We start from the raw sequence: 14,548 nt of genomic DNA on the forward strand, positions 1-14,548 counted from the left end.
CATACTGACGTGGTTATTGCTACGCTGGCGCAGGGAGTTCGTGTTCGCCGGCACTATCCGGTCGAACACGAGCGGATCACGATCGAGGAGTACCGATGAAGCTGCTTCGCGCAGACCGACGCCGCCCGGACGTCGACCCGGGTGAGGTGGCATTGCACGCCCGCGACGTGCGCTTCGACTGGACCGATACCCCACTGCACTGGATGCCCGCCGAACCCGTTGCCTCACACCTGATCAACGCGCTCAACCTGCTGCTCCCCGAAGGTGAGCGGATGTTCTGCGCCACCTACGCCGAGGCACTGGCGTTCGTGCGCGACGAGAAACTACGCGAGGCGATGCACGGCTTCATCGGGCAGGAATCCATGCACGCCGAAACGCACGACAAGGTGCTGCTCGAGGTACTTGCCGCCAACGGGATCGATCCGGGACCCTATGTGCGTCAAGCCGAGTACCTGTTCCGCAAGACGCTCGCCCCCGCGCTGCCCGACGGCGTCGCCTACCGGCAGGTGCTGGTGGAACGACTCGCGGTGATCGCCTGCCTAGAACATTTCTTCGCCTACCTCGGCGACTGGGTGCTCAACGCCGATCTGGAGAAATTCGACGCCGACCCCCGCGTCGTCGACCTGTTTCGCTGGCACGGTGCCGAAGAGGTGGAACACCGCCACGTCGCGCACGATGTGGCGCTGTATTTCGGTGTCGGCTACCTGCGTCGCGCGGCGGTGATGACGATCGTGTTCCCGATGTTCCTCGTCCTGGTGGGTCGAGGCACCAAATTCCTGGTGCACCAGGACCCCGCGCTGCCCGATCTGGGATACGCGCGGCTGATCCCGAGGATATTCGGTGCCATGTGGCGTGGCGCGCTGCCGAGTGTGCCTTCGCTGGTGCGGAGCGCGGCGTCGACCTTCGTGCCCGGATACAATCCGGAATCAGTGGGGTCCACCGGTCAAGCCATCGCGTATTTGGCGAAATCACCTGCCGCGCAAGGTGTCGCATCATGATTTCGCCGAGCGGCATGGAAGTGGTGGCATGAATCTGCGGCCGCCGCCCGAGCGCCTACCCGCCGACCTCTTCGCCAAGCACAGCCGCGACCGGACGGTGCGCGCACTCGACGCCGTGGCCTCGGCGCGGCTGCGGTGGAGCGCGCTGATCAATCGCCGTGATCTCACGCCGAAGGTCGACGATCGTCGGATCGTGCTCGAGGTCGCCGAACGTCGCGTAGAGGCGCGCGACCAGGACGTGATGAGCGTGCGGCTGCGAGCACCGGACGGGCGACAGCTGCCGCCGTGGCGTCCCGGCGCGCACCTGGACCTCGAGCTGCCCTCGGGCCGGTTGCGTCAGTACTCGCTGTGCGGTGACCCCGCCGATACCCGCGCGTATCGAATCGCGGTGCGGCGCATACCGAATGGGGGCGGCGGGTCCGTCGAGGTACACGACACGTTGCCGGTCGGCAGCGCCCTCACCGTCCGCGGACCACGCAATGCCTTCCCGTTCGCCGTTCCCGGCTACGGATCCTCCGCCGCGCGTGTGCATTTCGTAGCCGGCGGGATCGGAATCACGCCGATTCTGCCGATGGCACGGTTGGCGAATCGACTCGGTGTCGACTGGACGATGGTCTACACCGGCCGCAGTCGCGACACCATCCCGTTCCTCGACGAGATCGCGGGATTCGGCGACCGGGTCACCGTGCGCACCGACGACGAACACGGTGTGCCCGACGCCGAAACGCTGTTGCCGAACGTGCGGGCCGACACCGCCGTCTACTGCTGCGGGCCGACGCCGATGACCAGCACGGTCGCCGCCGCCGTCCGTGAGATCCCCGGCGTAGAACTGCATTCCGAGCGGTTCTCGCCGCCGCCGATCGTGAACGGGGTGGCCTTCGAGGTGCAATTCGCCTCCACCGGCGAGGTGGTCGAGGTGGCCGCTGATCAGTCCGTGCTCGACACGATCCTGCGCACCGACCCGAATCGGCCGTACTCGTGTCGGCAGGGATTCTGTCGCACCTGCACCGTACGGGTACTCGATGGCGAACCGGAGCACCGGGATTCGGTGCTCACCGCCGCCGACCACGAGGCGGGTCAGATGCTGGTGTGCGTCTCGCGCGCGCGAGGTCGATTGGTGCTCGACCTCTGATCAGCACTGGCGAAAGCGCCGTGCGCACGGCCGCTACCTGCTCAGCAGAGATTCCCCACGGATGTTCGACGCCGACCTCGCGGTCGAGGTTCCAGAGCACGCATTCCTCGCCCGGTTCGGCGACCATCGACCACGCGACCACCGTGCGGCCGAGCTGTTCGGCCATCGAACCGTGCGAAACCTTCGGCGGCCCGGAACCTTCCGGGAAATGGTGCAGGAATCGTCCGTAGGCGCTGCCGCAGAATTCGGCATACCGTTCGGTGCACAGGATCAAGCCGTGCCACGCCTCGTCGACCGCGTGCGAGGGCATGCCGATCACCTGACCGTCACGCATCGCCGCCCCGCAACACCGCAACCACTGCCGCAAACCGGTTTCCACCAGTTCCCTCGGCTGCCACGGACAGGTTTTGTACACGGCCTCGGGCAGCGTCAATTCCGCGACTATTCGGGACATTTCGGTCAAATCTGTACCCCGCCGCCGCGACCAGGGAAAACGAAACGTCGCCACCTTTTCACTGTACGTCGCCCACCTCGGCCGTTACCGTGTGATATGACCGCAATCGTCATTGTCGCGATCGTGCTGGTATTCCTGGGGGTCGCCGTCGCGTCGACGGTATTCATCGTGCTCCGTACCCAACACGACCGCGCCGCGAACCCCTTCCCGGCCGACCCCACCGACCCGCGCTGGCGCAAACCGGAATCCGCCACCACCGATTCCCCCACGCAATGGGCCGTCGGAGGCGCCGCCATCATCGGAGTAGGTTCCGGCGACTGGTCCACCTCCCCGAACCCCGCCCACCACCACGGTCACGACCCCGGCAGCGCCCCGCCCGGTGGCTGCGGCGGCGGCACCTCCGATTCCGGTGGACAGAACGACAGCGGCGGTGGCGATACGGGCAGCAGCTGTGGCGGCGGGAGTAGTTGTGGTGGGGGAGGAGGTAGCTGCGGTGGTGGAGGCTCCTGATTAGGCTGTTGTGCAAGAAAGTCGCGAGCGTGCCCGCCGAGCACACGAAATACTCCGCCGCCTCGAGCTATTGGAGCGCTGGCAACGCCTCGGAAAGCCTGGACGGCTTCGCTGTGCTTAGCGACTGCGCGGTCGACGCCAATGTTCGCGCCGCTCACCCCACGGATGCGCTCCACGATTCTTGCGCTGAAGGCGCAGCGCGAAGCTGGGGGCCCGGCGCACCCGTCGATCGATATCTATCGCGGGGTAGTCAGTGGCGGGATAACCTCCAGCGCAGAACTTTCCGAATGGTTGAACGAACACCCGTCCGACGGACTCACAGGCTCTACCGCAGCCGGTTTGCTTCGACTGCGCTGATCGGCGCCAAAGTTCCTGGATACTGGGGGTGTGGTCGAGGATGTGCCGCTACCGGGCGGTTTCGTCAACCCGACCGTCAAGCGTGGCGATCGGGTGGTGCGACGGTGTCCGGCGCGGGCCGAGTTCGTGCATTCGTTGCTCGACTTCTTCGAGCAGATGGGCTGGCGGGGTGCGCCACGTTTTCTCGGTACCGAGGCGCCGGATCGTGAAATCCTCAGTTACGTAGCCGGATACGTCGCCTGGGAGCCCGATCGGGTGGCGGCGGTTCGGTCGGACGCCGCGCTCGTCGACCTCGCGCGGCTCGTCCGGCAGTTCCACGATCTCACGGCGACGCATCCGCTACGTGGTGCGGGGGAAGTGGTGTGTCACAACGATTTGTCGCCGAAGAACACGGTGTATTCCGGCACAGGCGATGCGCTGCGTCCGATCGCGTTCATCGACTGGGATGCCGCGGCACCGGGGCGGCGCATTCACGACCTCGCGCACGTCTGCTGGCAGTATCTCGAGCTCGGCCCGAGCGTGGACGATGTCGCCGAGGCGGGCGGTCGGATGCGGCTGATCTGCGACGCTTACGGTCTGCGCGTGCGCGACGAGTTGCGCTACGAACTGCTCGACACCGTGTTGTGGTGGCAGAGTCGATGTGCTCGTGGTATCGAAACCGGCGCTGCCGCAGGGGAACCCGGAATGCGCGAGTTGTGTCTATCCGGTGTCCCCGAGGTGATTCGCACCGCGCACCGGTGGGTCGTCGACCATCGCGCGGCGCTCGAGCGTGCGCTGTGAGGGGTAATCGCCGCTTGCCTCGGAATGTGGTGCCACAGTAGGAGAAGGGCTCAACCGAGTTGTCGCACAAGGGAGTGCGGCAATCGCGCCGATGCCATCGCGAAGACGTGGGTTCGATGAGGGCGCACCGCACAGATCACCATGCGGGCGGAAGTGACCGAGCGCCCCCTCTGTCAGGACACGTTCTGCCGGTGCGTACGGACCGTTCCTCCGGCGCCGGTGCGCGGTTCTCGTCTGGTATTTGCCCGACCTCACGCGTATTCCGACACCGATACGTGGCGGTCCAGCAGTCTGGCCCGATCGCCCGTCGGGTGACAACGCGTCACGAGGTGCGGGGCATCGCTTCAGCTCGTGGCGCTACGGTCCCATGACCAGCTGTTCTACCAGCGACATTTGACCTCAATATAGCTTTAGGTTGCACGCTTGCGGTGTTCGATCACGCGACAGTCGATGGAGGAATGCCATGCGAGCCGTATACGTGCCCGAGTTCGGTGGGCCGGAAGTGTTGGAGACCCGTGCGGTGGACGCGCCGGAAGCCGGAGCGGGGGAAGTGGTGGTGGCGGTCGCCGCCGCGGACGTGATGTTCCTCGACACTCGGCTGCGGGCCGGATGGGGGCGGGAGTTCTTCAAGATGGCGCCGCCGTATGTGCCGGGTGGTGCGGTCGGCGGCGTAGTCGAGTCGGTGGGCGCGGGAGTAGACCCGTCGTGGATCGGCAAGCGGGTCGCGACCAGGACGGTCGCCAGCCGGATCGGTGGTGGTCAACCGATCGGTGGGTACGCGGAGAAGGCGGTCGCCGAGGTCGGTGTGCTCACCGAGGTGCCCGAGGGGGTGAGTGTGCGGCAGGCCGTTGCGCTCGTGCACGACGGAAGGACCGCGAAGGCCGCATTCGAGCGTGCCGCGATCGCATCGGGGGAGTGGGTATTGATCACCGCCGCGGCCGGTGGGCTCGGCATTCTGCTGACTCAGTTCGCGCACGCCGCGGGCGCGCAGGTGATCGCCGCCGCGCGTGGGGCGGAGAAATTGGCACTGGCCAGTCGGCTCGGGGCCGACGTCGTGGTCGACTACTCCGAACCCGGTTGGGCGGACACCGCGCGTGCGGCAACAGGTGGAGCCGGACCGCAGGTAGTTCTCGACGGCGCCGGTGGGGATCTCGGTGGGGCGGCGTTGCGGATCGTCGCCGACAACGGAAGCTTCCTCGGATACGGTTCCGCCGCAGGAGAATTCGCTACCGGCGACGCGGAGTCGGCCGAAGCGCGGGGCGTCACCGTCTACAACCTGTTCGATATCACCACCGCCGACACCGACTGGCAGGCGCTCGCGGCGCAGGTCCTCGACGACGTTCGCGCCGGACGTCTCGAAGTGGTCATCGGCCAAACCTTCGCACTGGAAGATGCCGAAAAAGCCCACGCCGCTATCGAATCCAGGGCCGCTATCGGCCGAACCCTGCTGCTCACAGACTCGGTGTCCTAGCTCATACCATGCGATCATCCCGGCACGACGATAGGGTGCCGGGATGGAGACTCTCATCGTCGTCGGCGTTGTCGTCGTGGTCCTCGGTGTGGTGGTCGCCGTCGTGCAAATCGCCAGCAGACCTCCCCGCGCCAAGGACCGCGTCGACGAGTACGACGACTACGACGACGCGGCCGATTATGACGACTACGACCCCGACGACTACGACGAGTGGGGCGACGACTACCGCCGTTGAGCCAGCTCAGCCCACCGGAGTCAACGCGACCACCGCGATCTCGCGCGTGGTCTTCTTCTGGTATTCCGCGTAGCGACCCTTGTTGACCTTGTCCACGACCGCGAACAACCGCGCGTAATCGGGATCATCCGGCAACTTCGCCGCCGCCACCACCCGCACCTTGCGCCGCCCGACCTGAATCTCACACTCCGGCTTGGCTTTCAGATTCGCCAACCACCCCGGAGCCCGCGGCGATCCACCGTTGGACGCCGTCACCAAATAGCTGTCCCCGTCCTTCCCGTACGTCAACGCCGACGTCCGCGCCTGCCCCGTCTTACGCCCCACGGTCCGTAGCAACAACGTCGGATTCCCCGCCAACACCCGATGCCCGATCAACCCACCGCTGTTGTCATACACCCACTGATGCGCCTTCAGCACCTTCACGAACACACTGGCCACAATCGCCCCTTCACCCGTCATCGACCCCCACCCCACCACCCTATCGACCACCTCCGACTGGAACCCCCCGCACCCGAGCCGGTACCATCCACCCAGCCCGCCGCATTGCGGGTCCGGGGCGGTAGCTCAGTCGGTTAGAGCCGTGGACTCATAATCCATTGGTCGCGGGTTCGAGCCCCGCCCGCCCCACAAGACTGCTGGTGAGCCCGTCGACGCGGGCTGAGGGCTTGGCCATAACCAGCGAAATTTCGTGGAATTTCTCTACGGCTCCGCCTCCCCTGCGTGTCAGGCTGAGCTGAGGCCGCGACTTCACAGCAACTCGACCCGACGCGGGGTGAGAGACGGGCCGATTACCTCGAGAGCACCCACCGTCATGCCGATCGCGGACAATGATCCGACCCAGCCACGCGTCGGCGGTGGCAACCGCCGCAGTTCCACCCGGCTCAGAAGCTCGAGCACCTGGCCGCCTATGACCAGGCGTGTGTCGACGCGAAAACCCTCCGGCTCCACACATCGCTTGGCGGGTGGTTGCCACCTGCTCGCGACTCGCCACGACCGCAAGGGCGCTCATTTCCGGGGTTGCCTTACCTTGGCCGCGATGTCGATCTGCTACAAGGAGCTCGCCATGACCCACGGGCTATGTGCGGCAAGCCCTTGGTGGGGCTTCATTTCAGGCGCGGGACATCAGTGAAATGGCGCATGGTCTGAAACGTATTGTTTCACAATGTAATTCCTCTGGACGCCTGTCGTGAATGAATGTAATATGGGGACATGGGGGAACAATTCGGTGCACCGCACCAAGTAGGTCTTGGGTTGCTGGATGCTGTCACGAAGTTATCTGATCGTGATTGCACCGAACTGGCGGACGAACACGTGCTGGATAGGTTGCGTGAAATCGAAACTGCCACACGAATGCTCACCTCCGCCGGTATCGCCACGCTGGTCGAAGTGTCCGACCGGGGGATGCCGGAGCGAGCTGGTGCGCGGACGTTGAAGAAGTATCTGATGCAGACGTTGCGGTTGTCGCATGCCGAGGCTGGTGCGCGGGTCAACGCGGCCAAGGCGCTCGGACACTGGCATGCCCTGGACGGCAGTACTCGTGAACCCGAATTACCGCACACTGCGGAAGCTTTACGGCACGGTGAGATTTCTACCGAGCATGCGCGGCGTATCGCGAAGGTGATGAAACGTGTCCCTGGGCTGACCCCGAGCGCGGATGTGCAAGCAGCGGAGGAGATCCTGGCCGACTTCGCCCGCAATGGTTCGCCAGATGACATTCCGAAGGTCGGGGATCGGATCCTGGCGCATCTCGACCCCGATGGTGTGTTGACCGATGATGTCGACCGCCAACGCATGCGTGGCATCATTATCGGAGCCCAACGCGCGGACGGGATGTCACCGATCAGCGGCGAGATCACGCCCACGTTGCGGGCGTTGCTGGATCCACTCGTCGCGAAATACGCGCGCCCCGGGATGTGCAATCCGGAAGACCCCGACAGTCCTCGTGGTGGCACCGAGTCCGTCGATCGTGACGTGCTTGTGGCTGCGGCCGAGCGTGATCGGCGTAGCGCCGCGCAACGCACCCACGACGCGTTCCTGACAATCCTGCATCCCGACAACCCCGGCGGGTGGGGAACTCACCGGGGTGTTCCAGTGTCGACGATGCTGACGTTGAGCGTGGCAGAAGTGGAGAAAGCCGCCGGTGTCGCAACCACCGCAACCGGCGGCACCGTCCCTATCAGCGACGCACTCGAGCTGGCCCAGAAATCGCGACCGTTCCTGGTGGTGTTCGACCACGCGGGTGTTCCCCTACATTTCGGCACCACCAAACGCCTCGCGACCCGCGAGCAACGCATGGCACTCATCGCAGCCCTGCGGGGTTGCTCGCGTCCGGGGTGTGACGCACCAGCGAGTCTGTGCGCCGTCCACCATATTCGCGATGCCGCCAAAGGCGGACCGACGGACATCGGCAACGAGACTTTGGCCTGCGATGCCTGCCACGCGCTGATTCATGACGGTCCGAATGGTTGGAAAACCATTGTCATGGACAAAGATTGCGAATATCCAGGACGCACCGGGTGGATCGCACCAGCCCATATCGATCCCACTCGCACGCCGAAAATCAACCACCGTCACCGCTCCTCAGAGCTACTCGCCGCGGCTCTGACAAGAATCCATCACCGCCGCGAACACCAACAGCATGAACAATGGCTCCAACAACACCACCCACCACCGGCAGCATGAGTTAATCGACGCAGGAGCGGCCGAACAAGCACGCACGCGACTGCGCGACACCCTTGCCTCGCACACCACCGACTGTGGCGTGTACTTCGACTCGCGCGCCTGGATCATCACAGCCCGCCGTCGCTGAAACCAGGAGGCTGCGAGGCACGATGGATACGGTGAAGGGTATGGATCACCTTCCCGTACTCCAGGCGGCGCTCCTCGAATTCGGTGCGCTCATCACCAACGAGGTAGACCTGTCCGCGCCCGTACCCAGCTGCGGTGACTGGACTTTCCTCGATCTGGTCGACCATCTGCGCAACGGCAACATGTGGGTGGTGACCGCTGTGCGTGAAGGGCGGGGCGACAGTCGGGACGAGCCCGCGCCTGCGGATCCTGCGCGGTTACGGGGCTGGTACGACGAAGCCGCCGCCGCTCTCGTATCGACACTGTCCGCGGATCCGGCCACTCCCGCTTGGACTTTCACCAGTCAGATGCCGCGCACGGTGGGCTTCTGGCGGCGTCGCCGAATGCACGAGACGCTGATGCATCTGTGGGACGGGCAGAACGCGCTCGGCACACCGGTGCCGTTCGCCCGAGACCATGCTGCCGACGGCGTCACGGAAGTCTTCGACCTTTTCGCACCCCGAATGATCAAGCGCGGCTTGGCTGCCGAGCCGGACACGGCGATCCGTCTCCACGCCACCGACACCGACGACAACTGGACCTACGGCACTGCCGAACCCGCTGCCCAACTGTCCGGCACCGCAGCAGATCTGCTCCTCGCTCTCTGGACGCGTAAGCCGCTCTCCGATCCCGCGCTCACGTGGTCGGGCGATCGCAGTGCTGGTGAGCGGGCATTGTCGGGTCCGCTGGTGCCGTAGCTCGAGCGGGCGAAGCCGTAAGGAATGGCGCAACAGTGTTCGAGAGCGCGGAGCAGTCTGGATCACCCGAAGAGGTTTGCGCACACGGACGCATAGCGTTTGTCATAGCTGGGGTTGGATATCGTCGGCGACCCTCAGCAAGAGCTGTCCGTGGGGAGTGGCGGTCGTTCTCGAGGCAGCGGAAGAGCTCGAAACCGCGATGGTGGAGGGCGTGCGTGTCCGATGGGCGTGGGATGCAGCGTATCCACCGGAGATACTCCCGCAAGCTGATGACATGGAAGTACTGAGCGATGCGCTGATGCGAATCCGCAACAAGCGGAGCGGATCTGCTGCGGCAGAGCAAATCGGCGACGGCTGACGATGGTGGGCGAACCCCCGTTCGCGATAAGTCATTTTTGCGTCCGCACACATGAAACCCCCTGCCAGGTCGTTACGCCGACGCGGGGCTGAATTATCAGATCGTCCGTCTGTTGCCGAGCGCGGCGGTGATCAAGGAGCGTGCAGCTTGTCCGGTCACCGACTGGCCGGCGAGTGCGTTGAACGCTCGGCCATACACCGCGATCTCTCTCGGTTGGGTGATCGTCAGTTCAGCGGTGATGGCCTCAACGTTGACCATACGGTCATCGAACATTACGAAGTTCGTCAGCTGTAGCGGCAATTCTGCCGTTGCCGGAACGATCCCTACCGATGCTCGAGGCAGTCCTATGACGGCTAACAGCCGGTCGAGTTGTCCGATCATCACCGTGTCGTCGCCCACCGTGGTTGACAGTGCCTGTTCGGCGAACAGGATATGAAACCGGCGGTCACCACGGTAAAGGAACTGTTGGCGTTCCATGCGGTTGGCGACCGCTTCTTCGATGTCATCGCTGGGGAGCCGATAAAACGCGGTGGAATATCTGAGTATGGCCTCGGCGTACTCGGCAGTCTGGAGTATGCCCGGTATGACAGCGGTCTGATATATCCGCATCAGCTTCGCTTGCTCCGCAAGCTTTATCGACTTCTTCTGCCACTGCCGTAGCCCTGCGGCGTGTTGGCGCCGGTACTCCATGTACGCGGCGTCGATGTTGTGGACGGTCGCCAACAGGTCTGGCAGCTGACCGTTCGCGCGTGCGTGCTCGCAGTAGGCGCGAACGTCAGCGTCAGAGGGGTTCAGTCTTCCGTATTCGATTTTCGATACCTTGGATTCGTGCCAGCCGGACAGACGCGCGAGTTCACGGCCGCTGATTCCCGCTCTCCGGCGAATCTCGCGAAGTTGGGCTCCCAGCGCCTCTCTCGCGTCCCGAACACTATTCGCCATCTACCGGACATACTCCGCATACGGTGTAGCTAGCGGCCACAACCGATCCCGCACCCGACGAAAATGCTCAACGATTCCCGGGTCGGTAGTCTGAGCGGAGACGCCTGCCGCATGGCCGGTTTGGTCGACAAGATTGAAAACTACCTTCTCATCGAACAACCAGAAATCGTCAGTGGGTACTTCATTCGTATCGACCAGATGTCGGGGGATGTACCGAATGTCTTCGCCGGCTTCGGTGTTCATCGCCGCCACCGCGAGCAGCCACCGTTGATAGTCGACGTGCGGAACGGTGACCACTCGGATACGGGCCACTTTTACGCCACGGTTGGTGGCTTCCCGTACGAGACTCGCCCAAGGGACGAACCAGGCAGCATCGGTGGCGACGCTGGTTTCGCCATCGAGGAACCGCCTCAACGGTTCCGATTCATTCGCAACCTCGTAGGTGTCTCTGACCTCTACATGGACAGCTTCACGCTGGCATTGCCCGAACAGGTCAGGCCACGGGTCGCCGGTCAGCAGTTGCACCGAAGTACGTCCTCTCTCGTAGGGGAACCTCCACCACTGTTTCATCGTCGGCCAGTTCCAGTTGACCCAGTGCCTCACTGTCGGTGACGGCTTGACCCGCCAGTGTGAACGTCCCGCGTCCGGTGTCGGCGAGTGTGGCACCGATGTAGGTTCGTGGCTCCGCGAAACCAGGGAGCAGGTGGGGGATCTCCACCGTTCCGGGCGTATCGGTTTGCCACCCCTGTACGAGAAAGCTGTTCCGGTCGGTGACGTACAAGGACGGGCAGTCATTCGTGCCGCTGCCACCCTTGCCGAGAAATGTGATCCGCATGGTCTGACCCTTGTCCAAATAGTGTGCACAGGATTTCTGTGTCGTCTCCATGATGCTTCCCTCGCGAAGCAATAGAAACCCTGTTCACAAAATATGTGCAAATTTGTGCACACTTGTGGACAGTGGTAGACGCACTTCTTAACGTCCGTATCGAGCCCCGGCGCCGGGCGGTTGGGTCCTCGGCGTCGGGTGCGGACCACTCAGGGGATGACAGGGGAAACACCATGCGGCCTACTGCTTTCGGGTGGATCGACTACGACTCGAGTATTTCGCCTGATCGGGATCGGGCTCAGGTGTCGAGACTTGCGCAGCGGCTCGGTTATCGCGTGGTGTGGGCGGATGTGCGGTCGGTGTTGCCGGTGGTCGATCAGGTGCGTAACACCGGGGCAGCTGTGGTGGTCATGCCCAGTCCGTACCACGTCGACCCGTTGGTGCTGAACCGTCTGATGGAGGTCGTTGATGTCGAGACTGTGCTACCTCGGTTGTCGTTCGCGCGGTGGGTGGTGTTCGGGCTCGGTCGGTGATCGCGTTGGGATATGCGGTCGCGATCGGGTTGCCGTTGGGTGTGCTGGTGTGGGCGGTGTTTTGGCCGCGCAGATGACGAAAAGTACATCCTTGCAATCGGGTTGGATTGCGAGGGTGTCGTATGGTCGCACCTTCGAGAACGGTAGGAGCCGCGCCGATGGAGCGGGTGAGGAAGGCCCCGGGCAGGCCGAGCGAGCGGGTGTCAGCCGAAGGGGTCGAATCCGGCGGTAGTCGATCGCGATCAACGCTCACCGCCGAGCTGCCGAGCCCGTGACTCACCGGCGAGCGCGAGGTAGTTCTCCAACCGCACCCGCACGGCCGCTCGCGCGCGGTGCAGGATGACGCGTTGGTTTCCCGCGGTGATGCCGAGCAGCTCGCAAACCTCGTCGGAGGAATAGCCTTCCGCGTCGCGCAGGGTCAATACGATTCGGCTGCGGTCGGGGAGTTCTGTCATTGCGGCGGCGATGATTTCGCGCATTTCGACACGCTCGGCGGCGGCTTCGGGTTCGGAGTGGCGTTGGGGTTCTCGACCGGGGCGCCAGTGGCCGGGGTGGGGGTCGCCGACGGGGCGGAATCGGGTGGGGTCGACGGTGGGGTTGCCGTCTTCGGCGAGGAGGCTGCCGAAGGGAATCGTTCGATGTTCTTTCATGCCACGCTTTTTCGAGGTATTCACCAGGATGCGGAACACCCAGGTCTTCAGGGTGGACCGGCCTTCGAAGCCGTCGATGCCGCGGATGACCGCGATCCACGTGTCCTGGACGACTTCCTCGGCGGAGGCAGGGGTGGAGACGAACGATTGCGCCAGGCGCAGCATGGATCCCGACCAGGCGTCCAGGATCAGTGCGAACGCGGCTTCGTCGCCGTGGCGTAGTCGGCGGACCAGGACATCGTCGGTCGGGAAGGCGGCGTCGGTGCTCATGCGCTTGCACTCGATCGCGGGACAGGCACCCGTCGGGTGTTTTCTCCACCGTTCACTTCATCGACCGTAGGGTCGTTATGTCGGAAATGACGTGTTGAGCCGCTGACGAAACTATGACGCCACGGTCCAGGGGCGCGGGCTAGCTTTCGTGCGGAGCCTGTCCGCGTCGGCAGCGTCGTGCGGCAGCGTCGAGTTCTTGCGCCACAGCGGGATTCGATGCGGTGGTGGCGGCCAAGTCGAGGAGATCGGCAGCGACGGTGCGCAACTGTGGCTCGGCGAGGCCCGAGCGGGCGGCTTCGTCCCATGCGTCGGCAAGTGGTGCGCCGAGCGTGGTCGCCGCGGCGAGCGACTCGGGGGTGGGCAGGAGCGCTTCGAACGTGTGCAGGGGGGTGGACCACGAGTTGTCGGGCTGGGCGTCCAGGTAGCGGATCTCGAGGTGGCCGGTGGCACGCACGGGTGGGAACAGAGTGGTGAGGTGGTAGTCGAGGTCCGCGCGGGTGGGTGGTCGGCCGATCTCGTCGTCGAGGGCACCCGCGATCCAGTCCGCGAAGGTGGCGTCGGGTGCGTCCCATTCGGCAGTGGATTCGGTGGTCGGTCGAACGCACAACAGTGGTACGGCCAGTGCCCAATGCGCGTAGGCGGTAATCGGGTCGGCGCCATGTGGTGCCGGGGGACGAGTGCGTGCTGGATCCAGCTGGAACCAGGCCCGCATGCGCTGCGACGCCCAATGTCCCGGCGGGACGCCGCATGCCGACGGTGAGCAGGCGAACGCCGCGAGTAGCGCTGGCCCGACGTCGTGTAGGGCGCGCCAGCGCGCGGTGACTTCCGCGCGGTCGGCACCCGCGTCGACACTGATCTGGGTGGCGGCGGTATTGCACATCATCACCGCGCCGAACGGGCCGATCTCGGCGAACGCGCGCTCCATCGTCCGGTACCTGGGTGCGGACAGGATGCGTTCGGGACGACGCCGGTCATCGGCGGCCCGCGCAACGAGCCGGACTCCTTTGGTCGCGAGCATGTCGGTCAGCATCGCGGTGTCGGCGTGCAGGTGCTCGCACAGTCGGTCGACGTCGTCACACGGCACGCTGGACAACTCGACCTGACCGCCCGGCTCGACGGTGACGCCGCTGCCGCCCGGCAGTGCGTGCTGTGGTGAATCGGGGGCGATAGAGCGCGGTGCGTAATCGCCGAGGGCGGCGGCGAGGACACCGGACCTGGGTCGGTGGCCGTAGGTGGAACCGGGTGGGCCCAGGACCGTCAGCCATTCCAGTTCGACGCCGATCCGCGTCGGCGGCGCGAGCGCGAAGCATGCTTGTTCGAGGTAAGCGGCCGCCGCGGATCGGGTCGAACAGACATCGGTGTCGTGCGTGACCGTCGTATTCCATTGTGCGAGAGCAGCAGCCATTTCTACCTCCATGTCCGGTCACCGCGCAGTTCCCGGTGGACATCTCGGCGTTACAACGGTTGTAACGAGTCGCGCCGTGCGTAGC

Annotated in this window: 18 protein-coding genes and 1 tRNA gene; 11 read left to right on the forward strand and 8 right to left on the reverse strand. The window is 64.7% G+C overall.

Features of this window, described 5'->3' with window-relative positions:
* Positions 1–95: 95 nt before the first annotated feature.
* Positions 96–998, forward strand: a complete 903-nt coding sequence (locus ABEA50_RS17895; protein WP_345496689.1) for a metal-dependent hydrolase — start codon at positions 96–98, stop codon at positions 996–998.
* Between the two features lie 28 nt (positions 999–1,026).
* Positions 1,027–2,130: a PDR/VanB family oxidoreductase gene (locus ABEA50_RS17900; RefSeq protein WP_345496690.1), complete on the forward strand. Its 1,104-nt coding sequence runs from the start codon at positions 1,027–1,029 to the stop codon at positions 2,128–2,130.
* On the opposite strand, the gene ABEA50_RS17905 is transcribed toward ABEA50_RS17900, so the two are convergent.
* Positions 2,051–2,584 carry a glycine-rich domain-containing protein gene (locus tag ABEA50_RS17905; protein WP_345496691.1) on the reverse strand — a complete coding sequence of 178 codons (534 nt, stop codon included), beginning with the start codon at positions 2,582–2,584 and terminating at the stop codon, positions 2,051–2,053. The two genes, ABEA50_RS17900 and ABEA50_RS17905, sit on opposite strands and share 80 nt — an antisense overlap.
* 96 nt (positions 2,585–2,680) lie before the next feature.
* On the opposite strand from ABEA50_RS17905, the gene ABEA50_RS17910 reads away from it, so the two are divergent.
* From ABEA50_RS17910 to ABEA50_RS17925, 4 genes are all read left to right on the forward strand, one after another.
* Positions 2,681–3,094: a hypothetical protein gene (locus tag ABEA50_RS17910; protein ID WP_345496692.1), complete on the forward strand. Its 414-nt coding sequence runs from the start codon at positions 2,681–2,683 to the stop codon at positions 3,092–3,094.
* A 387-nt stretch (positions 3,095–3,481) separates the two neighbouring features.
* Positions 3,482–4,231 (forward strand): phosphotransferase, encoded by a 750-nt coding sequence (locus tag ABEA50_RS17915; RefSeq protein ID WP_345496693.1) that lies wholly within the window; start codon positions 3,482–3,484, stop codon positions 4,229–4,231.
* Positions 4,232–4,694: 463 nt separating this feature from the next.
* Positions 4,695–5,702: a zinc-binding dehydrogenase gene (locus tag ABEA50_RS17920; RefSeq protein ID WP_345496694.1), complete on the forward strand. Its 1,008-nt coding sequence runs from the start codon at positions 4,695–4,697 to the stop codon at positions 5,700–5,702.
* A 43-nt stretch (positions 5,703–5,745) separates the two neighbouring features.
* Positions 5,746–5,937, forward strand: coding sequence for a hypothetical protein (locus tag ABEA50_RS17925; RefSeq protein ID WP_345496695.1), 192 nt, complete (start codon positions 5,746–5,748; stop codon positions 5,935–5,937).
* A gap of 6 nt (positions 5,938–5,943) precedes the next feature.
* On the opposite strand, the gene ABEA50_RS17930 is transcribed toward ABEA50_RS17925, so the two are convergent.
* On the reverse strand, positions 5,944–6,396 hold the full coding sequence (locus ABEA50_RS17930) for a nitroreductase family deazaflavin-dependent oxidoreductase (RefSeq protein WP_345496696.1): 453 nt from the start codon (positions 6,394–6,396) through the stop codon (positions 5,944–5,946).
* A gap of 94 nt (positions 6,397–6,490) precedes the next feature.
* On the opposite strand from ABEA50_RS17930, the gene ABEA50_RS17935 reads away from it, so the two are divergent.
* Positions 6,491–6,564 (forward strand) — tRNA-Ile (locus ABEA50_RS17935).
* 120 nt (positions 6,565–6,684) lie between these two features.
* Here ABEA50_RS17935 and ABEA50_RS17940 read toward each other — a convergent pair.
* Positions 6,685–6,834 carry a hypothetical protein gene (locus ABEA50_RS17940; RefSeq protein ID WP_345496697.1) on the reverse strand — a complete coding sequence of 50 codons (150 nt, stop codon included), beginning with the start codon at positions 6,832–6,834 and terminating at the stop codon, positions 6,685–6,687.
* Between the two features lie 312 nt (positions 6,835–7,146).
* Here ABEA50_RS17940 and ABEA50_RS17945 point away from each other — a divergent pair, with 312 nt between their 5' ends.
* The 3 genes from ABEA50_RS17945 to ABEA50_RS17955 all read left to right on the forward strand — a co-directional run bounded on the left by ABEA50_RS17945 (position 7,147) and on the right by ABEA50_RS17955 (position 9,840).
* Entirely contained in the window at positions 7,147–8,619 is a 1,473-nt protein-coding gene (locus ABEA50_RS17945; protein WP_345496698.1) for an HNH endonuclease signature motif containing protein, read from the forward strand.
* A 167-nt stretch (positions 8,620–8,786) separates the two neighbouring features.
* Positions 8,787–9,482: a maleylpyruvate isomerase family mycothiol-dependent enzyme gene (locus tag ABEA50_RS17950; RefSeq protein WP_345496699.1), complete on the forward strand. Its 696-nt coding sequence runs from the start codon at positions 8,787–8,789 to the stop codon at positions 9,480–9,482.
* Between the two features lie 157 nt (positions 9,483–9,639).
* Entirely contained in the window at positions 9,640–9,840 is a 201-nt protein-coding gene (locus ABEA50_RS17955; protein WP_345496700.1) for a hypothetical protein, read from the forward strand.
* A gap of 96 nt (positions 9,841–9,936) precedes the next feature.
* On the opposite strand, the gene ABEA50_RS17960 is transcribed toward ABEA50_RS17955, so the two are convergent.
* The 3 genes from ABEA50_RS17960 to ABEA50_RS17970 are packed head-to-tail and all read right to left on the reverse strand — an operon-like array spanning position 9,937 to position 11,665.
* A complete protein-coding gene (locus ABEA50_RS17960) occupies positions 9,937–10,779 on the reverse strand; it encodes a helix-turn-helix domain-containing protein (protein WP_345496701.1) in 843 nt (280 codons plus the stop codon).
* On the reverse strand, positions 10,780–11,304 hold the full coding sequence (locus tag ABEA50_RS17965) for a DUF6879 family protein (RefSeq protein WP_345496702.1): 525 nt from the start codon (positions 11,302–11,304) through the stop codon (positions 10,780–10,782).
* Positions 11,273–11,665 (reverse strand): hypothetical protein, encoded by a 393-nt coding sequence (locus ABEA50_RS17970; RefSeq protein ID WP_345496703.1) that lies wholly within the window; start codon positions 11,663–11,665, stop codon positions 11,273–11,275. Before ABEA50_RS17970 ends, ABEA50_RS17965 begins: the two co-directional genes overlap by 32 nt.
* Before the next feature lie 242 nt (positions 11,666–11,907).
* On the opposite strand from ABEA50_RS17970, the gene ABEA50_RS17975 reads away from it, so the two are divergent.
* Positions 11,908–12,138, forward strand: a complete 231-nt coding sequence (locus tag ABEA50_RS17975) for a hypothetical protein (RefSeq protein ID WP_345496704.1) — start codon at positions 11,908–11,910, stop codon at positions 12,136–12,138.
* Positions 12,139–12,380: 242 nt separating this feature from the next.
* On the opposite strand, the gene ABEA50_RS17980 is transcribed toward ABEA50_RS17975, so the two are convergent.
* Both ABEA50_RS17980 and egtA read right to left on the reverse strand, forming a co-directional pair.
* Positions 12,381–13,058, reverse strand: a complete 678-nt coding sequence (locus ABEA50_RS17980; protein ID WP_345496705.1) for an RNA polymerase sigma factor — start codon at positions 13,056–13,058, stop codon at positions 12,381–12,383.
* A gap of 139 nt (positions 13,059–13,197) precedes the next feature.
* Entirely contained in the window at positions 13,198–14,463 is a 1,266-nt protein-coding gene (gene egtA, locus ABEA50_RS17985; RefSeq protein ID WP_345496706.1) for an ergothioneine biosynthesis glutamate--cysteine ligase EgtA, read from the reverse strand.
* Positions 14,464–14,548: the final 85 nt, after the last annotated feature.

The organism is Nocardia callitridis (assembly GCF_039543305.1).
Lineage (GTDB): Bacteria > Actinomycetota > Actinomycetes > Mycobacteriales > Mycobacteriaceae > Nocardia > Nocardia callitridis.